Annotated in this window: 13 protein-coding genes; 1 reads left to right on the top strand and 12 read right to left on the bottom strand. The window is 47.6% G+C overall.

From position 1 onward, the window contains the following. Positions 1–14: 14 nt before the first annotated feature. Positions 15–2,903, bottom strand: coding sequence for an extracellular solute-binding protein (locus BBD42_RS21165; protein WP_099519762.1), 2,889 nt, complete (start codon positions 2,901–2,903; stop codon positions 15–17). Positions 2,904–2,999: 96 nt separating this feature from the next. Beyond that, a complete protein-coding gene (locus BBD42_RS21160; RefSeq protein WP_237163181.1) occupies positions 3,000–4,412 on the bottom strand; it encodes an extracellular solute-binding protein in 1,413 nt (470 codons plus the stop codon). A 283-nt stretch (positions 4,413–4,695) separates the two neighbouring features. Here BBD42_RS21160 and BBD42_RS21155 point away from each other — a divergent pair, with 283 nt between their 5' ends. Further along, positions 4,696–5,448: a response regulator transcription factor gene (locus BBD42_RS21155; RefSeq protein WP_099519761.1), complete on the top strand. Its 753-nt coding sequence runs from the start codon at positions 4,696–4,698 to the stop codon at positions 5,446–5,448. 127 nt (positions 5,449–5,575) lie between these two features. Here BBD42_RS21155 and BBD42_RS21150 read toward each other — a convergent pair whose 3' ends face one another. The 10 genes from BBD42_RS21150 to BBD42_RS21105 all read right to left on the bottom strand — a co-directional run bounded on the left by BBD42_RS21150 (position 5,576) and on the right by BBD42_RS21105 (position 26,253). Further along, the gene (locus tag BBD42_RS21150) at positions 5,576–6,592 is read right to left on the bottom strand and encodes an endo-1,4-beta-xylanase (protein ID WP_099521731.1); all 1,017 of its coding nucleotides are present in this window, start codon (positions 6,590–6,592) and stop codon (positions 5,576–5,578) included. Between the two features lie 53 nt (positions 6,593–6,645). Next, the gene (locus tag BBD42_RS21145) at positions 6,646–9,381 is read right to left on the bottom strand and encodes an endo-1,4-beta-xylanase (protein ID WP_237163180.1); all 2,736 of its coding nucleotides are present in this window, start codon (positions 9,379–9,381) and stop codon (positions 6,646–6,648) included. A gap of 76 nt (positions 9,382–9,457) precedes the next feature. Next, on the bottom strand, positions 9,458–11,293 hold the full coding sequence (locus tag BBD42_RS21140; protein ID WP_099519760.1) for a family 43 glycosylhydrolase: 1,836 nt from the start codon (positions 11,291–11,293) through the stop codon (positions 9,458–9,460). Positions 11,294–11,587: 294 nt separating this feature from the next. After that, positions 11,588–13,099, bottom strand: coding sequence for a glycoside hydrolase family 43 protein (locus tag BBD42_RS21135; protein WP_099519759.1), 1,512 nt, complete (start codon positions 13,097–13,099; stop codon positions 11,588–11,590). 35 nt (positions 13,100–13,134) lie between these two features. Then, on the bottom strand, positions 13,135–14,130 hold the full coding sequence (locus BBD42_RS21130; protein ID WP_099519758.1) for a glycoside hydrolase family 43 protein: 996 nt from the start codon (positions 14,128–14,130) through the stop codon (positions 13,135–13,137). Between the two features lie 45 nt (positions 14,131–14,175). Continuing rightward, positions 14,176–15,615, bottom strand: coding sequence for a glycoside hydrolase family 43 protein (locus BBD42_RS21125; RefSeq protein ID WP_237163179.1), 1,440 nt, complete (start codon positions 15,613–15,615; stop codon positions 14,176–14,178). Position 15,616: 1 nt separating this feature from the next. Beyond that, positions 15,617–17,278, bottom strand: a complete 1,662-nt coding sequence (locus BBD42_RS21120; protein WP_099519756.1) for a response regulator — start codon at positions 17,276–17,278, stop codon at positions 15,617–15,619. Further along, positions 17,271–19,013, bottom strand: a complete 1,743-nt coding sequence (locus BBD42_RS21115; protein WP_099519755.1) for a sensor histidine kinase — start codon at positions 19,011–19,013, stop codon at positions 17,271–17,273. Before BBD42_RS21115 ends, BBD42_RS21120 begins: the two co-directional genes overlap by 8 nt. An 80-nt stretch (positions 19,014–19,093) precedes the next feature. Then, positions 19,094–20,797: an extracellular solute-binding protein gene (locus tag BBD42_RS21110; RefSeq protein ID WP_481855892.1), complete on the bottom strand. Its 1,704-nt coding sequence runs from the start codon at positions 20,795–20,797 to the stop codon at positions 19,094–19,096. A gap of 470 nt (positions 20,798–21,267) precedes the next feature. Further along, the gene (locus BBD42_RS21105) at positions 21,268–26,253 is read right to left on the bottom strand and encodes a beta-L-arabinofuranosidase domain-containing protein (protein ID WP_172455577.1); all 4,986 of its coding nucleotides are present in this window, start codon (positions 26,251–26,253) and stop codon (positions 21,268–21,270) included. Positions 26,254–26,297: the final 44 nt, after the last annotated feature.

Raw genomic sequence — 26,297 nt, 5'->3', positions numbered from 1 at the left:
GCTTTCACCCCAATCTAGTACGGTAAGTTGAATTCCTTCCGTTTGATCGCAATTTCATCATTAATGTACAAAATATAATCGGATAACGCCTCGCGAGGATTCTCTTTTCCGTTGACTACTTTTCGGAACGCATTATCCAAATGTCTGCCTGTGAAGTAGCCGCCCGGAACCTGCGGAATTCCTCTTACCCACTGCCACTGGCTTTCCAGATTTTTGTAGTCTTTGGTCGGCCAAGGCAATTGCTCAAGCGCCTCCATATTAGCTGTCGGATAACGTGCCGCTTCCCCCATAAGCCCTTCCATCTCGCGTCCATAGGCCACTTGGGTTTCCTTGTCCGTCCACCATTTCATAAATTCCCATGCCGAGTCCTTGTCATTTGCATTCTCAAGCATCATCACTGCGGTTGTATGGCTGGCGACTTCATGATTGATCGAGCCGTTCTGCTGCTCCATGCCGGGCACGATTGTAAAGTCCCATAGCCCTTTTATTTCCGGTGCCATAACCGTCAGTGCATTGTAGGTCGTATAATCCGCAATGCCGACGGGCATCTCGCCTGTCCGAAAACGGTTAGGGAAATCCGCCTGCAGCGGAAACTTGTAATTCGTATAAAATTTCGACCATGTTTTGAAGGCTTCCATGGATATCTCGGAGTCCAAAGCGCTTTTTTTGTCTTCCTCTCGATAAAATGCTCCTCCGTTTTGGTACAGCAGCATCGCGAAGGTCGCATTCGGAACGAGGCTCGCGTTATTGGTCGCCGCCTCAATCGGCAAATAAAATTCCATATTATGCTTTTGCAGTACGGATATCATGTTGTATACATCCTGCCACGTTTTGGGCGGCTCCAGCTCCAGATCCTCCAAAATATCTTTGCGATAAAACAGCATCGGGAACGTCTGCTGCTCAGGAAGTGCATATACCCCGTTGCTGTACGCATAAGGCACCAATGCGCTTTCACGGAACCGGGATGCTACCTCCTTGAAATCAGCAAAGCTCGATAAGTCGGCCGAGGCGTTCCGCATCGCATAGTTGACGGGGACATCTTCACCAATCTGCATCGCAACGTCCGGCCCTTCGCCTGCTAGAGTCGCCGGCAGAAGAATGTTGCCCGGGACGAGCCTAAGCTTCACTGAAATATTCGATTCCGGTGTAAAGGAATCATCAATCAAGCTTTTCAATACCTGCGCCTGATCCCGCCCTGTCGTAATCCACACGGTCAGGTTTTCTCCCGTATTGCCAATGCTGTCATAGTCCTCGGTATATGAGGCTATATAGCCGCTAAGCTCGTGCTTGATTCGATTGAACGCTGTCGCCTCCGCCTGCGGGAGCTCGCTCTCGGGCGAGGAGACAACCAGATAATCAAGCGTAAGCGGTTGTTCACGTACGGTCAGAATCCATGTTCCAAGACCGCCGACATTGATTTTGAAGGCATTCAAGCGCCTTGCGACGGTTTCCGGTTTGTCCACCATTTCTTCCAATTGACGAACCATCGTATGCAGTACAGCTACTTTGTCGCTTCGCTCCCCCGTCGCTAACTCCAAATAATCAGCCACACGCTGAATCGTTGCCGCCTGCTCCTTGAACACCTTCGTCATTTCCGGAATCCGCTTCTCCAATTGATAATCGCGATAGGGATCCGGCGTATTGGAGGTAATGATCAATATTTTCCTGTACAGCTCATTCAGCTGCAAAACGCTAGACTCGATCGTCCGCAGCAGCGGTGCAATTTCACCGAGGGTAACCGCCATCCGAATCCGATGCGTTCCTTTCGTCAGATGGAATAAATACGGCTGCGCTCCACCGAGTACATTCATCTGCCAGTTCATATCGAATTTAAACGGGATTTGCTTCATTTCCGTAAACGGATACTGGCCGTCAATCATTAGGCTGCGTGTGCTGTAAACGCCCCGAAGCTGATCCTGCTTGCGCTTCAAAGCGATTTGATACAGCCCGTTCTCCGGCACCTCCACTTCCCACTCGATCCACTGCCCCGGCAGCTTCCAGTTAAGTCCGCCGATCGTGTTGATTCTAAGCTTGGAAGCATCGTACGGAATGACCGACGGACTCGATCTGTCAGTCAGCGGGTTTAAGGTCGGGGAAGACTTCAGCACCGCTTCTTCCGCCTGAATCGTCACGTACTGATCTTTAACAGGTGCTAAGCCTGCGGCTTCATACTCTTTCTTCAACTCTGCATAAGACTTTGTCGCTTGCTCCTGATACAACTCGATATAATCGATAGCCATAGGCTCTCGCGATGACGTCAGCGACAGCGTTTGCTTGCCTTGGTCAAAATAGAATAAGTAGGGTTCGTCATAATAACCGCTGCTATCCGTCAAAGCCTTGAGCTGCCATGCCGGCTTCTCCACCTGTCTCGGGCGCAGATCGTTTCCTCTGTCATCTCTTCTTATTTCATCATCGCGATTGCTCCACAATCGGTTGAACAACAGCATTTCCGCACCCTTGAAGGGCACCTTCTCATTAATGGCAAGCTGTCTTTCGATCGCGGAGCTTTTCCCCTCTATCGGGTAATAATGAATTCTGATATTATAAAGCCCCGCCTTAGCAATACCCACATCCCAGCTAATGCTTCCAGCCTCCGGCGTTATTACCGCTTTTCCATCCAAGCCTTCAAATCGATCTGCCCTTTCAAAGCCATCTCCAACCGTTTTCGAAAAGCTTTCCCCTTCGATTCGGATAACTTGAGCCGGACGCTCGGCAGCCGAATAACTGTTCAAATAATCGTCATAGCTGCCCTTGGCATAGGAATGCTCCCCCATCTCAAAATCACTCATGGCTTGAACCTTCCCGCTATCAGATTGAGTTGGAGAATTAAAGCCCCAAATGGACAAAAAAAATAAGACGAGAGCAAGTATGGCGATTGCGTATTTCTTCGCTTTGCTGTTCAATTCTTCTCCCCTCCTGCTGCTAGAGATAAAATATTCCGAACAGCCCCCATTAATAGAATGGCTAAATAGGGACTGTTCGATAATCGAAAGGAAGCGTTATTTTTTATACACTTCGTCAATTGCAGCTTGCACCTTCGCCTTGTACTTGCTGATAACGGTAGATACCGAGTTTCCAGAAGTAAGCTCGCCTATAATATCGTAATAAGGCAATTTCGGGAACGTATTGTGGTCGAGAACAAGCATGCCTTTTCCGGAAATTATTGCGTTCTCAATATCATCCTCATTCGTAAAGTTGCTCTCCAGCGTAGCTTGATCTGGATAATCATAAATCGAATCGACATCGTTTATTTTTTCCCAAATATACATTAGCTGCTCTGGATGCTCGACTTTTTTGGGAATAGCCAGAGACTGGAAGAGCGCTTCTCCAGAATGATAGGCGGAAGCACTCGGGCCTTTAGGAAAGGGAACGAAGCCAATGTCAAAATCCTTCATATCATTCTTGAGTCCTCCGATCTCCCAAATGGCGCCTGCATACATCAGCGTATTGCCTTGACGGAAAAATTGGCCGGGCTCTGTCCAATCTCCGCCTTCCGTAGCTCTTGCAACCTTCTCGGTTGCCACGCGGGAAATGAAATTAAAGGCTTCCACCGTTTTGGGATCTTCTAAATTTTGCTTATTTCCTTGGGTAAGACCTGCTTCATTAGAGTACAGTGCCTGTTCCATCAGCCCGCCTTGTGAAAGTCCCCATCTGTCCAGCTTCCCATCGTTATTCGTATCCTTGTTGGCCTCTTTGGCAACTTGAATGAACGTGTCCCAGTTCCAATTATCTTCCTTCACATAATCCTGAAGCGGCTTAAGTCCCAGCTGATTCAGAAGAGTGCGATTATAGAAAATGCCACCCATAAAATCAGACTGATTATCCGTAAAACCATAGCCTCTGCCTTCATACTGCATAAACTCATTTGTAACCTTCTGGTTGAATACCTTCGTATTTTTCGTATATTCATCAATCGGCCAAATTAAATCTTGTTGGACCAAGGACGGAATCATATAGGCTTTACCCAGTCTGACGATATCGCCCAGTGGCTCGCCTGCCACCAAAGATGCGACAACTTTCTGCTGATACTCACCGTAGTCAACAGCGACGTATTCCACTTTAAAATTATGCTTCTCCATTAGCTCTTCCAGATTTTTCTTGCGCTGAATGTTGTCTGGATTGTCCTCGGATATCGTCATATCCCACCACGATACGATTTTGATCACCCGTCCGCCCATGTCGAAATCCATCTCTGGCGTCGACAGCTCATCTCCGGTTTCCGTCCCAGCATCATTAGTTCCAGCAGGATCGGCTGTTTCCAAACCTTCGTTTACGCTTGCCTCTGCTTTTTCCGTATTGCCGTTACCGCCGCTGCTTCCAGTCGCATCACTGCCAGAATTTCCGCTGCATGCTGCCAATGTAAATATCAACATTAAACTTAAAAAAACGACTGCCATTTTTCTCACTTGCACATGGATCCCCCCTGAAAATGGATTACATAAAAAGTGTAGCGCTTACATTTCTGAGCAACAACCTGCCTGTATCTAGATCAATTACCCGCCAAGGTATAGATTCGAATGAAATCGCTTTCTCGCTTTGCCTTTCTCTTTTTCAAATGGTAAACAAATGGTTGAGGGATAAAGAAATGCACGTTGTGGCGAAGCCGCACGTTGAACATAATGGAAACATAATTACTTTAATCGTGCGGAAATTCACTCGCAGACTATTATCTATTATGAAAGTGAGGTTCTTACCGTGTATAAGATATTGCTTGTTGATTCAATGATTCATTCGAGGGAACGAACGCAGAACATGCTTGACTGGAGCCATTTAGGTTTTATCATACAAGCGTATGCGGACAATTCCTCAGACGCCCTGGCTTTATTGAATAGGGAGCCACTTTCCCTTGTTCTGATTAATATTAAAAACACTCAAGCTGATGGCATGCTGCTCTGCGAGCATATCCGCGAGCAAAGCCGTGTTCCCATTATCCTCTTGGAGGGCAGCGATGATTTCCAGCAGGTGAGGAAAGCTTTAGCTTATCAAGTAAGCGATTACATTGCGCAGCCCGTTCTCGCAAGCGATTTAACGGCAAGTTTACTTGCTGTAAAAAAAGAGCTCGATTCCTTTTCAGATGATCCGCCTCTTGCAGCTTCAGCGCCGCTTCCCTTCAAGAGAAAACCTCATGCTGCATCCATTATCGATGTCGTGAAAAAATACGTGGAGGAAGAACTGCACCTTAACATTACGCTGAAAAAAATCTCAGCCCTACTGCACTTCAACTGCGCTTACTTAGGTCAAAAATTCAAGGACCATGAAAACATGTCGTTTAATGAATATCTCCTTCAGCAGCGGATGGAAAAAGCAAAGCTGCTGCTCGAAAAAACGGATATGCGCATCTATGAAATTGCTAATGAGGTCGGTTATACTGAAATCGATTGGTTCTACAAGAAATTCAAAGCGTATACAGGAGCCAGTGCGAACGAATATAGAAAGCAAATCTCTTAAATTCATCGCGGTAATGGCATCATAAAAATACAGGCCAGCTCCCCTTGGATAAGGAAGCTGGCCTGCTGCATGTGTGATAACGTTAAAATCCATTACCTGTATAATTTAGGGATGCCGCTCTACTGCACTACTGCTCTGCTGCTCTACTGGCAGACAGATTGACAACCTCGTAATAGGCGCCTTTCGCCCGCTGCTCCGTATCAAACAATAGCGGCCAATTTTTGCGGCCTCTAACCGGGAAATAGTCCAGCCACGTATAGTCGTCTGCCGCTCCCCAGAAGGTAACACCGGTCAGCACATCCCGATATTCGCGGAAAAGCTCAAAAAACTGCCGGTAACGCAGTTCCTGCTGACGCAGCATTTCGGTTGTCGGTACCGCCAAATCCGTACGTCGGTCGTCAAAGGCGAAGACCGACACATCCATCTCCGTTATTTGCAGCTTCAAGCCAAGCGATGCATAACGCTCGATTGCCGCTCGAATGTCCGCCAAAGACGGATCTGTTAAATTCCAGTGCGCCTGCAAACCGATGCCGTGTACAGGAACCCCCTGCTCAAGCAGCGATTTGACGAGCCGATAAATTTTCTCTCGCTTGCCCGGGTTGCACTCGTTGTAATCGTTGTAGAACAACAACGCAGCAGGATCGGCTTTATGGGCAAATCGGAATGCTTGGGCCATATAATCGTCGCCGATGCCCTCCAGCCACCTCGAGGGCCGCAGCCATTCCTCCCCATCGTCGGTGACCGCTTCGTTGACGACATCCCAGCAGTAGATTGTATCGCGGTAACGCTGTACAACCGTCTCGATGTGAGCCTTCATCCGGGCAAGCAGCGTTTCCCGGGCTGCCAAACCGCCGTTTCCATCGTCGAATACCCAATCCGGCGTCTGATTATGCCACACCAATGTATGTCCGCGCAGCTTCATGCCATGCTCGCTGGCAAACTGGGCAATTCGGTCAGCCTCCTCGAAGGTATACGTATGTTCAGCAGGGTGAACGCTCTCGAATTTCATCTCGTTCTCCGCCGTTAAACTGTTATAGTGCCTGACCAGCAGCTCACGTTGGCTTACGATTGTGTGACTATTGACCGCAGCACCAATCAAAAAATCATTTTTGAAGCTTCCCGCCAAACTATCCGTCGCATTCATATGGTTCGTCTCTGCCATTCTTCTGCCACCTTTCGCTTCTTTATATGAAGACGCTACTTTCCGCTTGCGCCCGTCAGCTTCAAGACCCCAAAGCCGAATGTATTCTGGTACGACTGTCCGGACCGATCATTCCAGACGGCCACACTATCGCGGTCCCCGTCGCCATCCTCGTCATTGTTGACCTGGACGTCAAAGCCGATCAGCTCTCCGGCTTTTGGCGCCTTCCCGATCCATGCGATAGATGCTTCCACTACATAACCATTCGCCGTCCGCTTCACAGCTGAGATTAGATTTCCACTCAATGAAACGGGATTGACACTCTGCTCATTAACGAAGTTAATCCGGTACTGGCCGTCATCGGCTTGATAGCTGCTGCTCGCAGCATTATTCTGGTCGATGAAAATCTCTACTGAATCCTGCTCCCATACGTTGGCGCTCTGCTTCGATAGCAGCGAGTCGGTCACCTCGGCCAGCACGTACAAACGTCGTCCGTCCCATAATGTCCGCACCTTCGCCTTCGATCCGCTGGAGCCAGTGACCCAGCGGTCAGTCACGATTGATTTTGTATTCGCCCATACCGCATCAATGCTGCCATCAATGACAGGCGTGCCTTTTACAGCTTTAGCGTATTGGGGTCCTTCACTAAGCTTCAACACACCGAATTTGGACGTATCGGCATCCTGCGAATTCGTCTTGTCATTCCAGGATGTTTTCGTTACTATGCTGCCGGACTTGTCAACGATTCGCACATCAAGCCCAAGCTCTTTGCCGAGCACCGTAGCGCTTATTGGCACCGCTGCTTCTATACGGTAGCCTCCTTCCGTCTTGATCGCCTTATAGTTCGCGTTTTTAACCTTACTTGCCCCACTACGCCAGAACGTATATTTCCTGTCGTCCGCCTCGTAAGACGTCGTCTTGCCATTGTTGCCGTCGATGTAAAGCTCGACCGCATCGCTGCCGTTCGCCGTTTTATCCGACACATCAACTGTAAAATAAAGATACCTCTTATCCCATAGCGTCTTAAACTTGGCAATCGCTTCGCCTTCCTTAAGCACGGATACGAGCGGCGCTCTATTCCATGCCTCCTCCAGCTTGCCATCGATCTTCGCGCTTCCCTCTGTCGCCGTTGCTTGCAGCGTTTCGACTGGCACCTTGCTCGGATCGACGAGTGCCCAATACGCGAATTTCGCCTGAAGCCGTTCATCGAACAATAGCGGCCAATTATTGCGCGTGACAGGGAAGGTACGCAGCCATGTATTAAGATCATCCTTGCCCCAGAAGATTACTGCAGTAATCTGGTCCTTGTGTTTCTTAAACACATCGAAAATTTCCTTGTATCGGTTCGCCTGCTTAATCTGCAGCTCAAGCGCAAACGTATCATAGGATTCCGTGTCATTCGTATAGACGCTCATATCCAGCTCCGTGATCTGCTGCTCAATGCCTAGGTCCCGGAAAGCCTGAAGCATATCATCAAGAGACTGAATGGACGGGTCCGCAATGCCAATATGTGTCTGATGGCCGACACCATCCACAGGGATGCCCTTATCCTGCAGGCGCTTGATCAAATCATGCAAATATTGCCGTTTTTCAGGAATATTCGTGTTGTAGTCGTTAATGAACAGCTTGACCTCTGGATCTGCTTCATGCGCATATTCGAACGCCTTCTCGATAAATTCCTCGCCAGCTATTTGATACCATAAGCTGTTGCGCAGGCCGTTCGGCTTCTGGTCGCCAGGCTCGATAACCTCATTCACGACGTCCCATGCGTAGATTTTGCCTTTGTATCGGCCGACTACCGTATCAATATGACGCTTCATCCTTGCAAACAGCAATTCCTTGCTGGCAAGATTGCCGTTCTCATCGTAGAACACCCAATCCGGCGTTTGGGAATGCCAGATGAGCGTATGGCCGCGTACGGAAGTGTCGTTTGCCTCAGCAAAATCGACAATCTTGTCCGAGCGCGCAAAATCGAATTGTCCTTCCAGCGGCTCTGTAGCGTCCCATTTAAGCTCATTGCCAACGGTCAAGCTATTGAAATGCTTCTTTAGCAGCTGCGCATCCGGCCCTGAGGAATCTTCAATTTCACCCACTAGCAGGGAGGAGCCGAGTAAAAAATCATCGGCAAACACGTCCTTAAGGGATGGAATATCCTGTTGAATTTCAATCGGTTCAGGATCTGGAATTTGCTCAATGACAATATCGTCCACGTTAAAATCAAGGGTCGGGCTAGCGAATGATTCGAAGTATACACCCAAGGCCTCAATCGGCTGAAGCAATTTGTACGCGCCAGATAATTTTACCCAGCCGTTTTCCGTTACCGTTTTGGCGGCAACTGACTCATAAAACATATTCCCATTCGTTTTCCGCTCAATCATCATCGAGATGGATGAATCAGGCATTCCCGCAGGCAGGCGAACCCATGCCGAAAACGCGTAGGTTTTGCCAACCTCCATAAATGATGCCAAATCGAGCATGGGGCCGTTCCATCCTTCCGTTCTCCCAGTAACCTGAAGACCGTATGCTCCCGAATGGGCGGCCGATGAGGCAGCTGTCAGACTTTCGTTGCCGCCGCGTCCATGCCAGCCTTGTGTAGTACCGTCCTCGAAATCCGTCGCGAGCCGTTCCGCCTCGCTTGGCGTCTCTGCGCCAGCTTCCGCATTCGTCTGCTTTGGCAGCAAACTGAGCGACAAAGCCGTCATCATCAAAATGGCAACCAATAACAATGAAATAGAACGTTTCAATCGATTTTTCTTCATTAAAGACACCTCGCCTTTCAACTTATATTCCATAAAGTCCCCTCTCGGGGCGTGTCATGGCATCCTTTACTTTAGCGGCTCTTGGTGTTTGGCAGCGGTTCGTTTAGCTTTAATCGTGTTTCGTTTTACCATTGGCTACGACCACTTTCGTCCTAACCGCTTTAAGATCGGGGTTCAAATCCCGCTCCTCTGTAAGATCAAGCACCGGGTAACCGTCAATATCAAAATGAACACGGCGAACACCGCTGCATCTTGGTTCGTTTATGCCTGGTCTTGCATGGTAAACATTCAGTAGATTACCATCGTCATCCGACACATACGCATTATGTCCGGGACCATATTCACCTGCGACTGAGCGTGAGGTAAGCAAGGGATAATTGCCTTTCGTCCAACTTTCCGGGTTTAATAAATCTGCGCCTCTCCTCGCCGTCAATATGCCTACACAGTATGTTTCATTAACGAGTGCACTGGAAAAAGTAAGGAACACATTCTCATTCGCAACGATGGCATAGGGCCCTTCGTCCACGAACGTGCAGTTATTCGCCCAGCCATATTCCGGTTTGGAAAGGAGAACGGGATCATCTGCCAGTCTCCATGGCTGCATCGGATCGACACTTGCTATGTACAGCCAAGAACCGAGATCTACTGGGGAAAACTGCCGCTGGGCCCATAGCACATACGACTTGCCGTCTGCTTCCAGATAGGTCATATCCAGCGTAATTCCCGCTTCAAACAAATAGCTGCCATCCTTTTTCTCCACCCTAATCGGCATTTCCCAATCACCTGCATGAAGAGGGTCGCCAGCGGATTTTAATTTCATAACATGAGAGTGAATTTGTCCGAATTCGCCGCTGCTTCCAGCAAAAAACACGTATAGCTCATCCCCGACTTTATGGAATTCCGGAGCCCACCAAAAAATACCCTCCAGAAACGGATAATGGCCATTGCCCAATATTAGGCTCTCATCGGCATTTGCAAGACCTGCGATTGTCGAAGCTGATCGGACGTAAAACCCTTGGTTGATGGAGGTATTATCGTTAGTAGCGATAAAATAATAGTTATCCTTCCATTTGATGATGCAGGGATCAGCCCGATTGACAGCGATTGGAAAGGGAAAGACGTCTTGATGCACATTCCCTGTAATTTCATAAGTGCCAGGTGTCTCCCAATCGACGCTGCCTGTGTCCCAGTCCACTCTTTTTGCAGCTGTCGAGCCATCAGTATAGACAGCCTCTGCTTTTACCTTTGCCAAATCACCAGCAGCATCCGCAAAAATCGTCTCCGGCACACGAATTTCCGTATTGGCAAGTACGGCTAGCTTGGCTTTCACTTTATCGCCAATTTCAACAGGAACACGGATGATATTGCGTTCTAAGGCACCCTCGATATCAGTGTCCGAAGATTGGAAAGCAAATGCGCCAGCAGCTTTTGGCAGTGAAGCGCTGCTTAAATCGGTCATATTCAGCATCGTATTGGTATAGTAATTTCCTGCATCATCAAGCCAGTTGATTTCATAGAGCTTCTTGTCACCGTTATATTCACAAATAACATCATCTACAAAAGAATGAGCCTTCAAATCGATCAAGCCCACTTCTACGTAGCTTATTAAATCGCAGGATGTAAACAGCATAATGTGTCCTTTGCTTTCATCATCACGGCCGCCTGCATGCTCGATGCGTACCGCAACGATGCCGTAGGTGCCATCAACCATCGTAAAGAAGTAAGGATTTTTGAGGCTTTTTGCAAGCAGACTTCCATTCTCATGAACGGTCGCCTTTGCAAATAATACGCCTGAATTATGATTCAACGCGGTATAAGCTTCACCGTCTTCGCTTATGGCCAAGTGCATGCTATACGCCAGCTTTGGGGCATAAATTTCATTTTGCAAAGGTGTTCTCGTGTAGCTTAATAAAAAAGCTGTCTCTCTCTTAAATCGTTCTGTCATATCCGTTCCTTCCTCCAAATAAAAGTGTTAGACAGGCGCGCAGAGGAGAAGTGTAATGAACCAAATCCACCCTGATTCAGCTCCTCCATGAAAGTATAGCGCTTTCATATTTCAGCAACTACCCGTCGATCTTTGTGAATTTACCCGATAAATCATAGATGCTCAAGCGTACACCAGGAGAATAAAGCAAACGAGCGGCCCCTTCGCACAGGCCGCTCGTTCATTTGCTTCTTCTCATTCACTATATGCACAGACATATTTCACATCACCCGGTAAAGGCTAGCTTATACCACGCTAGATGGTCTTGCTATAGCGGAAATAATCGAAATCAACAAATCCGCCTGCTTGCTCGGTGGCGTAATTAAACAGTCCGATCCGATAGCCCATGAAATGCTCCAACTTATATTTCATAGATAACGAACGCCCTATTCGTATCCATTCCACTCCATCCGCAGAGTAGTAAAAGTGAGCAATATCCGCACTGTCCTTAAAATCAAAATCGATTCTCAAATGAATTTGGCTGCCTTCGTATGGAATTTGCTCAACCGCTTCTTCGCTGCCGTCGCTCTGATTCATACAAGTGACCACATAGCGGTCGCCGTTGTCCGCCGCCCGAATGCCAACTGTCCCAAATAAATGCTGCAAGGCAACCAAGCCTGCATAGTCACCCGGTTTCATATGGGACACATCCATCTTCGTCATCCCGCTGCAGGCCGGGCCTTCCGTCCGCTGTGTTAACGTATTGCGGGCATATGCAATGCTGCTTGCGGTATTCCCCGTTGCCAATCGCAGAAAACCTGGCCTAGCCGTTACGGACCACAGGCGATTGTCCGGGTTATGGTTCCACTGCCAGTTCAAGGCCAATTTATTTTCCGTATAATCAAACTCATCACTTATCACAAGCGGCTGAGGCTCTGAATCCGGCAATTTCACGTCAAATGTCGAGGGAACTGCACCATCTATACCGATAACCGGCCAGCCATCCTCCCAGAAAACAGGCAATAGGCAGGGAATTCTGCCGACAGCATCGTGATCTTGAAACAGCACTGAAAACCATTCGCCTGCAGGTGTGTCGACAATTCCGCCTTGCGCGATGCCATTGTTGCGATAGCCCATATCATCATCTAGCAGCAGCTTGCTCTCATAAGGGCCCAGAAGCGCTCGGGAACGGTAGCATAGCTGTCGTCTGCGCCGATTTCCGGTATTCGGCCATTCGATGAAAAACAAATAATAGTACCCATCCAGCTTGTAAGCATGACAGCCCTCGCAGCGCAGCCCAATTCCATCCCGCTCCGTCTCAAACAGCAATTGATTGATCCCGTCCGGTTTGAGAGCCTTCGCATCTGCTGTGAGCTCCGTAATACGGATATCCCCGTTCCCGTGGATGACGTAGACGCGTCCTTCGTCAAACAGCATGCTCGGGTCATGATGGTGTCCTGGAATGGCGGAGCGTTCCCAACATCCATTCTCGATATCCGTCGTCTGGTAAACATAGAACTGGTTCATGTCGAGGCTCGAGAAGCATACATAAAACCTGCCGTTATGGTGGCGCAAGCATGCGGCCCACGAACCTTTTCCATAAATGCCTTTCCCGTCAAGCAAATTATGAGCAGCATTATCCTCAAAAGTATCGAACACATAGTTTACAATTTCCCAGTGCAGCAGGTTCTCCGACTTCATGATTGGGCACCCAGGCATCGTATGCATGCTTGTGCTAACCATATAGAAGGTCGTTCCCACTCTAATGACGCTTGGATCAGGGATATCTGCCCAAATGATGGGGTTGGTTATCATCGTCTTGCCCACACGATTCACTCCTCAAGCATTATCGTATTTATATGCTATGCTTTGCTTTCCTTCGCATAAGGATCAATCATTTGAATTGTCCCGTCATCGTTGTAGTGCAATTCCGTAAATTTTACACAGCGCTTGTGATTGACGCCTTCAGAGAGGGAGCTGTCGTGATAGAACAAATACCATTTGTCCTCGAACTGCACGATAGAATGATGGGTCGTCCAGCCGATTACCGGCGAAAGGATCGTGCCCTGGAAAGTATAGGGGCCTATCGGGCTTCGGCTGATTGCGTACACCAGCTTATGAGTGGTACCCGTTGAGTACGACAAATAGTACCAGCCGTTATATTTATGCACCCAAGGTCCCTCGAAATATCGTCGATCCTCATCACCAGCTAAAATCGGGCTTCCGTTCTCGTCGAGAATCGAAATCTCCTGCAGATCTCCTTGAAAAGACAGCATATCCTCGCTAAGCAAAGCGGCCCGCGGACCGAGCGCTGCCTCCCCCGCATTCGGGCCTGCTGCGTCTGGCTCGAAGATGCCGGTCTGCCATTTTTCCAGTTGTCCTCCCCACAGGCCTCCAAAGTAAATATAGGATTTGCCGTCATCATCCACGAATACAGCCGGATCAATACTAAAGCTTCCTGCGATGTAGTCGGGCTCTGGGGTAAACTTGCCCGCTGGCGTCGTGCTTGTCGCTACGCCAATCCGAAAGATTCCTTCATGATCCCGAGCGGGAAAAAATAAATAATACTTATCGTTCTTATAGGCAGCATCCGGCGCCCATAGCTGCTTGGAAGCCCATCCTATATCTTTTAGATGCAAAACTTCGCCATGGTCAACAACAGCCGCTTCAAAATTGTCCAGGGACAGCACATGGTAATCCTCCATGGCGTACTGGTCCCCATTATCGTTATCTGGCCCATCGTGGTCGAGGTCATGAGACGGATAAATATAGATTTTGCCGTTAAATACGTGTGCAGAAGGATCTGCCGTAAAAATATGGGTGACAAGTGGTTGATTAGGCACTGGTACATTAGACATCTGAATTCTCCTCCGATTTAAGGTCATTTCAAGCTTGCGTGCTGCTTATTCGCCAAACTGCCATTCGTAAAATTTAAACGGTTTAAGGCCAGATTCTCCACAGAACACAAAGTACAAATCGTGCACGCCGTCAGCGTCCGATACTTCTGTTTGCAAGTCCATCCAGCCCTGTCCGCTCAAATTCGGAAGCGGGAGTGTCCCAATCAGCTTCCCGTCCGGGGCATCCAAGCGGAGTTCTATTCTGCTAGCCGCACCCTCGTTTAAGATGGCAGCCTTAAAAACCGCGGCTCCTTTATTCCCGAATTCAACCTTGGATAAAGCGAGCCAAGCCCCGTTATCAATGTCCGTTACAACCATTAGCTGGTTTTGCGGATCATTTTCGCTTGCGATGGCTTCCACAGCAATGCCAGCACTCCATCCCATCGTCACCGCGCCAACACGGTCATAGGGATTAAATGCCTTTACTTGCGGGACACCTTCATAATCAGCATGGATTTCTTGAATCAAACCATCCTTAAACGCAAGCTGGTTCAGGTGCGTGGAGCGATAGCCGTTCGGAACGCCAAGCTTTTTGGATAAGGTCTGGGCATGATAAGCGATATACCAAGCCTCATGGAACTGGAAAATGGCATGATGATTGTTACCGCCAATACCGAAGAAGTGCGCTGGATTTTTGAGAATCGTTCCACGATAAGTCCATGGCCCCATCGGCTTGTCGCTTGTCATATAGGCAATTTCGCCTGCGGGCGGACTTCCCTCCAGGCGAGCGCCATTATAGAAGTTCGAGCAATACGTATAGTAATAAATGCCATCCCGCTTATTGATGCCGGCATCCTCGAACATATACGGGGCAGGAATGACGACTGCCTCGCCGACAACGCTCGTCATATCATCACCCAACTGCATGACGCGCGCAGTATTGGGCATCTCATCCTTGCCCTCGGGAACGCCCCCGCCAAAATAAATATAGCCCTTTCCGTCGTCATCGACCAATACTGCAGGATCGAAAAGCCACGTCACATTCTCCACGCCAGGCGTTGATCTCGAAATTAAGGGCTGCCCAATAGGATCAACCCATGGGCCTACCGGGCTATCGCTTGACAATACGCCAATTCCGCTTGCATTGTTGGCAAAATAAAGCAAATATTTATCCTTGCCGTCGATTATTTTATGCGCTGCTGCCGGCGCCCACGACTGCGTGGCCCATTTGGCTGCGCCCTGCGGGCCTGCCACCTGAATTTCGCCATGATCCGTCCAGTTCATCAAATCATCCGAGGAAATAACCGTAATTTTATTGATGGTTGCATACGTATTTTCTTTCAGCTTTCCATCTTCGCCATACTCCAAAACATCGTTTGTCATATAGAGATAGACACGATCGTCTACTATTAAAGCATACGGATCTGCTCCAAATTTATGGGAGACGAGCGGATTGCCTTGTGGCGGCACCTTTCCGATTGCACTCGCGGGCAATATGTCATTCATTTTAAATCCTCCTTGTACGTTCGTTTTCATTTATTACCGCAGGAACGGTATCCCGATATTCTTGCGGCGTTATTCCCGTTGCCTTCTTGAAAAAACGCGTAAATGAATGTGCCGCTTCGTAACCGACGGCGGACGATACTTCTCGAATTTTAAGCTCCCCGTTTCTTAGCAGCTCTCTTGCTTTTTTCAAGCGGCAGTTATCTATGTATTCAGATAAATTCACCCCTCGCTCCTGCTTAAAAAAACGGGATAAATAGGATGGATTAAAATAATTAATTTCCGCCAGCCGCACTAAGGACAGGTCCTCGCTTAAATGCTCTTCGATGTATCGGCATATACGGTCGATTACACTCGTTGCCCGCTCAAACTCGCCGTTATGCTTAGCCTTGAATAGGCGCTCGGCAATGGCATGCAAATAGGCAATCCCCTCCTTCATAGATGAATGCTCATCCAGACGCATCAGTTTTCCATACTCACCGATCTGGTGGTAAAGTCCCCCGCGATTAATGGAAGAAAGCAGCACGAGCGCGATCGAATAATAGCACTCTATCGTTCGGTGTACATGGGCCGTTGGATGCAGCATGCTGGCCGTTATATCCTCCATCACTTCATAAAACTTATCTTTTCTGCCAGCTTCAAGATATGCTTCCATTAACTCTTTTTTTTGAGCAAGCATACCGTCTTCTTTCCTGTTTGAAGGATCGGGCTGCTCCATACGATCCATTAAAATAATTGATAACCCGTCGGCAATTGTCATTTGATGCAGCTGGCGCAGCCTTTCATATTGCTGCGTTACCGCTCCCCACTCACAAGAAGCACCGCTTATGGTGAAGGCAATCGTTAAGCCGAGCGATTCCAAGCATGTCTCTTGAATGAGCTCCAGCGTTCCTTCCAAATAGCGCAGCAAATGATTATATAACCTTTCCTCGACATGTTCTGATGGCTGAAGCAGCCACAACATATCTCCGTGCTTATCGACTATTCCAATATGCCTCGTCTGCTTTGACAAATAGGAATGCCAGATCATTCTGGTGGAATGAACAATCTCGCTTCTATCGGAATAAGTGGCCTCATCTGGATAGGAGAGATGACCAACTACCATCACAACCGGAATCAAAGGATTCAGATTTAAGTTCAGTTTGCCGAATTCCTTGACCAGCACCTCTTCATCCTGGCAAAGAAGATGGCTTTTTTGCACAAGATGCCTGATATACTCTCCTTGCGCCATAAATTCCAGCGCATCAACCTGTTCGCGGGATTGCTCGACTAACGCGCTCAATTGATTGTTTTGATGAATCTCTTGAATGACCTCCTGTACCACTTCAGTAACTTTCGCATACCCTTCTGTTTTCAACAAATAGCGAACATTGGACATTTGTATTGCCTTATATGCATATTGAAACTCGCTATAGCCCGTTAGAAAAATAATTTTGCATCTGGGCCAATACATCTGAATTTCATCCGACAATTCTAAACCGCTCATGCCCGGCATGCTAATGTCAGTAAGAACGATATCAATCCGGGTACGTTTCAACCAATTTAGCGCTTCTTTGCCAGAGTATGCTTTACAAACATCGAGCTTGTCCGGCATCCATTGCTGGAACACTTCATATAACCCATCCGTAATGATGTCTTCATCATCCACCACTAACAGTCTAAGCAATCCATTTCTCCTCCTTCACCTTGATTCGAATGACGACCTTAAGACCGTTTAGCTCGCTTCTAGATAGAAGCAATCCGCTATTTTTTCCATACGTTAAAAGAATGCGCCGATGAATGTTCATCATGCCCGTCATTTCATAAGATTCGGAAGGGCTGTCCAGGCGATGCTGTAAAGCTTCAATCTCGGTATCGCCCAGGCGATTCCCATTGTTCTCCACGATGATTCGAGCCTCAGCGTCATCCAGCTCGAAAGCAACGCGAAGCAGTCCATCTTCCGTCATTTTCTCAAGGCTATGCTCATACGCATTTTCAATAATAGGCTGAATGATGAGCCTGGGCACATGGATATTCGCCATTTCCTTTGGCAATTCATCAAATTCCACGCGAATCCGCCTTGAGAACCGGAGCTTCTGAATTTCGGTGTACATGCGGGAGTGTCTCGTTTCCTCGGCCAACAATACATTATCCTCTCCATTGCGGGTAATGAACCTGAAATATTCCCCTAGCATGTTTGTAAATTCTTCAATGCGCTCCGTATCTCCGGTTCTAGCCAAGGAATTGAGAATAAAAAAGCTGTTATAAAGAAAGTGGGGATTGATTTGAGATTGAAGCTGCTTGAGCTCCGCCCGCTGCATCATCAGCTTTTGCTTAAAATCCTGGTCAATCAGCGCCTGCAATTTATTCAGCATCTGGTTGAACCGATTATATAGATAGCCGAATTCATCCTTCTCCTCGTGCTCAATATGAATATCCAATGCACCTCCTTCCATTCTTCTAAAACTCTGAACGAGAAGAAGCAACGGTTTATGGACGAATTTATAAGTAGAATAAGAATAGATCGCAATAGCAATAAATGTCATAATAGCGAATAGCCAAGCCCAGATTACAAATTTGCCAAGCGGTTTGCGGACGGTTTCTTCGGGCAAATACGAAGCGACGGTAAGGCCCAATTTTTCCGAGTGTGCTTTGTCAATATGATATTTTCTGCCATCAATAAAAAGCTTGTTCGTGCTGGCCTCCTTTACATCATTTAAATCGCCTTGAAGCCTGCCGTTTATTTGCTCCTGGCTCATTAATACAAATCCTGTCGCATCCGAAAGGAGAAAGGAGCCGCTTTCTGGATAAATATTAACTTGGTCCAATGCATACCTCAGCTTTTCCCTGTCCAATTCAATCTGTATGACGAATAGCGGCTCCTCCCCTTTCGTACCGCTATACTTGGAGGTGCTAAGATGGAGGGTATTTCCCCACTTCATAAGCCGCTGCTCGCTCCTTCCAATGCTGAAGCGGAAGTAGTTGAACTTGGCAACATCAAGATCAGAGATCGCATTACCGACCGAGATCGTTTTGTTAACAGGACGGATATGCACATATACGTCTTTAATATAGACACTGCTATTTTTAAAAGAAGTTAAACGACGAATTAAATAATTTAAGCTTGCCCTTTTTTCAACATGGTCCATCATCTCCCAAGTAACAACGAGCTTATTCAATTCGTTATCTTCCAAAAGGTCGAATTCCTGAAGCTCCATCCATTCGATTTCCCGATTGAAGGCTTCCAAATAATTCGATAATTGCGCCTCGGAAGTTCTGGACAGGCCTTCACTCGCATTTTGATAGCTCCAATTATACAAATAGACGCCTAGCAGAATGATAGGCAGAATTACGATGAGATAAATAATGACCTGTCGCATAAATATCGTATTTCGCCATGAATGGGCGGGAAATTTAAGCAAACCAATTCCTCCGATGCTGCTTTAATAAGTGGTGAGCAAATATCTTGCCTTCTAGCAGACAAAGTCGAAGGAAAGCCTTCTTACTTTAGATCACTGCCTCTTTCCGCATACCACTGGTTGACCTCCGCTGTTATACGGCCCCCGCCCAGCTTATTCCAATTTTCTACAAACCGGTCAAACTCGTCTATGGGACTGCCAAGTATAATATTCACGAACGTTTCGATCTGTTGATTATACAAAATGGCTTGCTTCACAATCATCGTTTCCGTTGGAGGCCCTACAAAACTTTCGTACAATAGCTGTTTTTTCTCCGTGTATTGATCCAGGATGGCAAATGCCCCCGATGGCCCATAGGTCCGCTCCCATCCCCAGCCTGACTCCTTATTTACCATGCCAGAGCGATAGGCTTGAATGTTTTTATAGATGGAACTGGCTTCATCCTTTAAGACGGAATGATCGCCAGTTCTCTCGGCTTCAGCAATTTGGCGATACGCCTCCAAATTTTTCATCGCTGGAAAAGGGGTAACCGGAGAAAGCTTCCATACCGGAAATGGAGAGCTGTAATAGGTTTCATATTCAGCCGTTTCCCCCCAGTTTTTCTCCAGATGCAAATTAAAAAGCTTAACGATTGCTTCAGGATGCGGATAAGCTTTTCTAACGGCAAGAAACTGGCTCGTGTTGAACCGCAGCGGTACCTTTGGCTCTTCTCCCGACACAGAAACGATCGGAAATGCCTGCCACTCTGCATTTGGTTGAGCAGCACGGCTGGTTTGAGCTAAAAAAGACCCCCATTGCTCTCCATAAAACATGCCAATATGGCTTTCAGCAATTAGCTTTTCTTCTTTCAAACCATCCTTAAGCCCAAACTCGCTATCGATTTGGCCATCCCGATACATATTTTGAAGCACCTTTAACGCCTCTTTCACTTCGGGTTGAATCCCGCCATATAAGAGTTTTCCCGACTTGTCTTTGATCCATAGGTTAGGATAAGCCTCATAGCCTGCCATAAAGCCTGCCAAGCCCATAACGGGATCGAATAAATATTGGGTCACGGCTAGCCCAAACGTATCATGAATGCCATTATTGTCAGGGTCATTTTCTGTAAACGCTTTCGAAATAGCTAAAACGTCGTCCATCGTTTTCGGCGGTTTTAAACCGAGTTGCTCCAACCAATCTGTACGCAGCCAAATAAACATCGCCCCTTCAATAGAAGAGCTGGTCTCTGGTATTCCCATCAGCCTACCATCAACCGTTGCCGCTTCGAAAGGGCCCGTCCCTTCTTGGCTTAAAATGTTCTTCGTAAACGAAGAGGCATATTGCTCGTAAGCAGCAGATAAATCTTGAATCAGTCCAGCATTGCTGAGCATCCTCAGCTGCTGCGCATTGACTCTGACAACATCGGGTATATCTCCTGAAGCAAATGCACCACTTAGTTTCTGATGATAGAGGTCCCCCTTGGCAACCCAATCATATTTAATTTTAATGCCCAGCACCTGTTCATATAGACGATTCCATCTATTATCCTCGAACGTTTCTCCCGGCAATTGGCTAATTAAATTTTCCAAGCTATCGTCGGTTTCTCTGGCAAAGGTTAATTCAATAGCTGGATTATATTGGCTTAGCGCGGGTTCTTGATAGGCAGCATCCGCTTCAGATCCGCTAGACACTTCTTGATTGGCGCCTGTGCGATGATCGCATGACGTTAGAAGTTGAACAATCAATAATGCAGTAAGCAAAAGCTTGACCTTGTTCATTATTGGTATTTTCAACAGGTGTGACCCCATTTCACATTAGAAAATATCGACCCATTCCATGAATCTAATTATCCGAATTACGAGCTGATAACACAATACACATCTCTTTATTTTGTTACCCTTCCTTTACTTAAAAATAAATAAATCATCCGCCCCTCTCCTTTATTGGATGATGGACGGATGCGCTCAGAACCTCTTGCTTCCCTTATTTTCTAGTTTATTTTGACCAGCTGCCGCTGCTGGCTGGCCTTGCCTGTATAGCCGTTTTGTACGAGAAGCGCTGCATCCCCATCCCATTTTATACCAGAAGCAGCGTCTGCAACAGAGCTTCTTGGCCCAGTCTCTAGCAATTCGCCATTGGCACCGCATAACCGTAGTTGTTCAATGAATCTGTAATCGGATAAGCGGCAGCTAAGTCGTACAACTGGTCATAGCCTAGTCCAGCCGGACAAATTACATTGTCCGCATCCTTTCATCTCCTGAATAATCGAGATTTTTTATTAGATCAAATCCGACTTTTGCAGCAGCAGTTGTATCATTTGGGCCACCTCGGCCCTTGTCACCTGTGCCTTCGGTGCCAGAGTAGAATCGCTCCTTCCGTTTACAATGCCCGCTTGGATGCTGCGCGCTATTCCTTTTTTTGCCCAGCTTGATACGCTTGCCGTATCTGTGAAAGAGCCCAATATTCCGTCAACAGATGGATTCGTTGAGTCCATTTTTAGATCGGCAATCTCCATCGCTTTGGCGATAATCGTCATCGCCTGTTCTCTCGTCAGCTTGTCATTCGGACGGAAGGCGCCATCCTCAAAGCCGTTAATAAGCCCGTAAGCCTGCGCGGTCATAATGGCGCTGCTGTACCAAGCCGCAGCGGACACATCTGAAAATGGCGTTGTTCCGCTGTCCACTCCAAGACCCAGTCCACGAACGATAGCAGCCGCAAACTCTGCACGTGTAATCGCTGTGTTCGGCTGGAACAAACCATTGCCGGTGCCGTTTATGACCATTTTGGAAGCCAGCTCATTAACTGCCTCCTTAGCCCAGTGGTTAGCTACATCTGAAAATTCGACCTGATGTGAAACAACGGCGTATGTGCTGCTCGTTCGGCTTTTTATTACCGCGTATTTTTTGCCGTTAAGGGCTACTGCTTTCGTCGGCACATGCCGAACGCTTCCATCCAGCTCGACTACAATAGCGGTCGTAATAGTGCTTGGATCAACGCCTTCCGGAATCGCTATTGCACGCTCAACATAAATATCGAACGTCAAACCCTCGATTCGCTTATCTTCGCAAACAGCTGCTACCTTAAAATTCACAGGAGGGGCGACGAGGCTAAACGCATGCTGATTGGCTGCTTGCTCTACAGCTGCAATCCTTTCCGATGTCGGAGCGCTGATTTCAAGCTCGATCGTTATGTTTTGCCATTGGGCCGTGCTGCCGATCTGGCCGGAGATGTCCGCCATATGAATCTGCTTCACCGGCACTCTGTACGTCGCACGATCCGTTTGGAGCACCAACACGACATTTTTAGCCTGCAAGTATTTGAGCAGCTCGCCGTTCAATTGCCCTATTACGACATCTGACCCGCTCGCAATCTGAATCGTAATGACCGCGCCTTGCTCCTCTGCTGCCAGCTGTTGCTCCAGCTTCTTCTGGTCCAGCAAAATCGTCGTGACCGATTGTCCATTCCTTGTACTTGCCAAGGCAGCCCCTGCGCTTTCAACTTTGCCGTTGACCATAATTTCGACGGCCTTGCCACCGTTATCAGGGGTATTTTGCCCGCTGTTATTGCTGCTATTGCCATTGCCTGTTCCATTCCCACTGCCGTTGCCGTTGCCTGGACCGCTGCTGCTCTGCTTTTTGATGCTAACCGTATACGCCTGCTCAGCAACACCATCTTCTGCAACTATTTTGACGTCTAACGTTGTCGTTTCAGCTGTTAATGCTATTTTCCGCTCAACCGTATCATCGATCAAAATATTTCCAACATATACAAGCGCATTTGGATTTGCCGGTTTAAAGTTAACGATGGCTTCGGCCGAGTTTTGCGGAACCTCCATCGTAAAGTTCTGTTTGGTCAACGCAGCCGTTGCGCCATTTACCTTCACGCTCTGTAAATCCGAATTGTTGTCGTAATCCTTCAGAATAGAAACCGTTCCGAATATGCCGCCCACAAAACCAGAGCCTCTATTGGCAAATTTGACCGTTATCTTCGTCTTTCCCTCTACTAAACGTGCCGGAATTTCGTATCTTACATCGTAAAACTGGGTCGGATTTTTGGCCTGCACGGTTTCTTCCTTGATCAAAGTGCCATCCACATACACATTAAAGGCTCTTCCCTGATCCCCGCTGTAATATTTAGTAGAAATATAATTGGTCAGGGATGGAACAACCGCCATATCATAGCTTAGCCAACCGTCTCCCGTATTCGTGCCGAATGCATGTCGGTATTGATAATTGCCAAAGGAGCCTCCTGATGAATTGCCCTGCAGGTTATGCGCAAGCTCATGCTGGTCGTTTGTAACCTGCACCTCATCTAGCATCGCGGCCGCTTTTTTGGCTGCATTTTTTTTACTTAAAATATTTTTTTGAAAAGTATCCGAATCTAGCGCCGTTAAATAGAAGTAAATGCCGTATCTTTCCTGGTACATCAAATAATATGGCGTGAATTTCAAGTGGTCGTCCTCATCGGTATTCCGCAGGGTAAATTCTATTTTCCCTTCGGTTTTAACCAAGTTGTTTTTTATGTTGTCGATCCATTCGTCCACCGTTCCGCCCGATAGGAGAATATAATCCTTGATGTTGACCCCTTCCGGCAGGCTTGCTTTTTGCGAGGCCAAATGCGGCACGGCAACCATCTGCTCCGTTCCTAGGCCAGCGCTTAGCACGACTGGGCCGTAAGTAAACGCGACTGCTTCCTGATTATCAGGCAATCGTGATACTTGAACCTCCAGCGGAAACGTCAATTGAATCGTATCTCCGGCTTTCCATACTTGGCTGACATTCACATAACCGTTTACGGCTTGTGCATCAAAAGCTTCTCCATTAATGGATACTGCCACTTTCTCGCCCGCCGCGATCCAATCCGGAGATCTAAATTTCAAGTTTACAGCATCTGAAGGCGCATCATTAATTGTGAAGGTTGCTTTGTCGCTTTGCGGCAAATCGGCTTGCTGCGTCAGCTTAAGCCCCTTGTCAGCCCAATCCAATGTAGAGCTCAAGTACAGATTGACATACAGGTCGCTATCGGTGTGGTAGTACAGGCTGTCATCCAGCTTGGTGAAGTTTTCCATCCCAGAACCTGTATCGCACCAGAAGCTGTCATACTCGGTTGAAAACACTTTGAAATAACCGGTGCCCATCGGTTTAAAATAGGTGGTCATGCCTGTCTCTGGATTAATCGAGGACATGATTTCATTTATGAATGTTCGCTCGTAGTAATTCGCATACTTAACGTCTCCAGTAATTCTGAACAGCTCTCTGGAAAGCTTGAGCATATTATACGCGTTGCACGTCTCGTCATTAATATTGTCCCTATTGGAATCAAGCTTGCCGGGCTCTCTAAAATGCTCGTTCTCGCTATTGCCGCCTGTAACATAGGTATGGTCTCGTATGACCATGTCCCAGAAGTTTTCAGCTGTTTTCAAATAGAAGGCGGCCTCATCTTTGCCTAGTGTCCGATAGCGATTCAATGCTCCGATAATTTTAGGAATTTGGGTATTGGCATGCTTGTTTTCCAATACGTCCTGTCCATTCACAATGGGGGTGAACAGCGAATCCTCGTCAAACATATGGGCTGCTATTAAGTGGGACGGTTGATTCGTAACTTTATATAATTCGTACAAGCCGTCGTTCATGCCGCCATATTCTACATTCAATACTCTTGTATGAAGCGATTCATCCCATGTTTGGGTGCGGTTATACGACCAGTCTCCCAGCGTACTGGCAATTTGCAATGCATCCTCATTTCCTTCAAATTTATAAACGTCGACAAGTCCTGCAATTATTTTATGCATCGTATACCAAGGTACCCAGCTCGGCCCCTCTACTTTGCCTTCAATCACATCAAAATGCTCTTCCGGTGTCGCAAAAAGATAGCCATTGCCGCTGGCAGCCTGACAAGCTTTCAATTCGCTGATGATATAATCGATTTTTGCTTTTAACTGGGCGTTCAAGGCGGGATCATCCTTCGTTTGCTTGTAAGCCTGTGCAATCGCGGTCATATAGTGTCCCAAAGTATGCCCTCTTAAATAGCTCCAACCGCCTTCCCAGCCGCCATATAGCTCCGCCTTCTTCGGCAGCCCCGCTACTGTTCTAAAGCCCGAAAGCAGACGGTCCGCATCGAGATTTAAAAGATATGCCACATCTTTATTAAAAGCATTTACATAATAAGGATCGGTTACATCCACCTGCTCCATGTCAAATTGCTGTAGCAGCGCCGTATCGATGTTGGCTGTGCTCGATTTAACGGTAATCGCAAAGTCCTTCGTCAGAATCACGCCGCCAAACGTAACGGTCAGACGTAAAATGACTGGCGTATCTGCTTGTGGAACAGTGACCGCCCCTGTATGGGATATAACATCTGGATGGGACGACTCCCAGATGATAACGCTTCCATTTTTGCCTTTGACCGGCAAACTAAGACTGCCTCGTGTAGCTGATAGCAGCGAAATAGCGTCCAAGTCTGACTGGGCCATGAACTGCTCATCTACGATGCCGCCTTCCGACGTATAAATATCGCTGACCTGTTCGCCAGTTGCGGCTGCTCGATAAACTTTAAATTCATCCACATTCAGCTTCGCATAACCCCCTCCATAGCCGGGGGAGTTAAAGCCAAGGTACTTATGATCTGTATCATTAGCGGCGATGCTCCCCCCTTTTGTCGTATACAGCACTTGCTGCGCAATACCGTTGCGGTAAATCGCTACATTTTTAGAAGCGCTGTCATAGGTGACCGCAATATGCGTCCATTGTCCAACTGGGAAAAATGCACGGCGATCCCCCGCTACATACGACTCCTGCACAGCTGTGCCTGTCGATAGCTTAAGTGGTATCTCATTGCTAAGCAGGCTTAAATACCATCCCTCCCCATTCCAAGCCCCGCTCGGCTTATTCCACATGATCATATGCTCGCCGCTTAATTCAGCATCCGGCTTTACCCAGAAGGAAACGGTCAAATGATCTGGCTGAAGCGCTGATGAAGGGCCGAGATCAATGTAATTATTTGTTCCGTTGAGCTGCAAAGCTTTCCCTACCTGGCCTTCAACATACGTTGCGGGGCCGTTTAACGTTCCTGCAATGCCATTCGGGGAGGTATCGGCAATCGAATCCTCGAACTTTAGCTCCAATTGTTTGGCAGCATCCAAATCGGCTGCGTTTGCAGATGAACCTAATGGCGAAAAACCTGTCGCCAAATTCGCTGCAAGTGCTAATGACAGCATGTAAGACAGCTTCTTCCGCTTCAGCTCTTTTTGCTTTCTGCCGCTCATCGAATCCGCTCCTTTTAGAAGATATCCTGCCTTCATAACCAAGC

Origin of the sequence: Paenibacillus sp. BIHB 4019 (genome assembly GCF_002741035.1) — a bacterium.
In the GTDB taxonomy this organism is placed as follows: Bacteria; Bacillota; Bacilli; order Paenibacillales; family Paenibacillaceae; genus Pristimantibacillus.
This window is presented reverse-complemented; position numbering and strand designations above follow the sequence as displayed.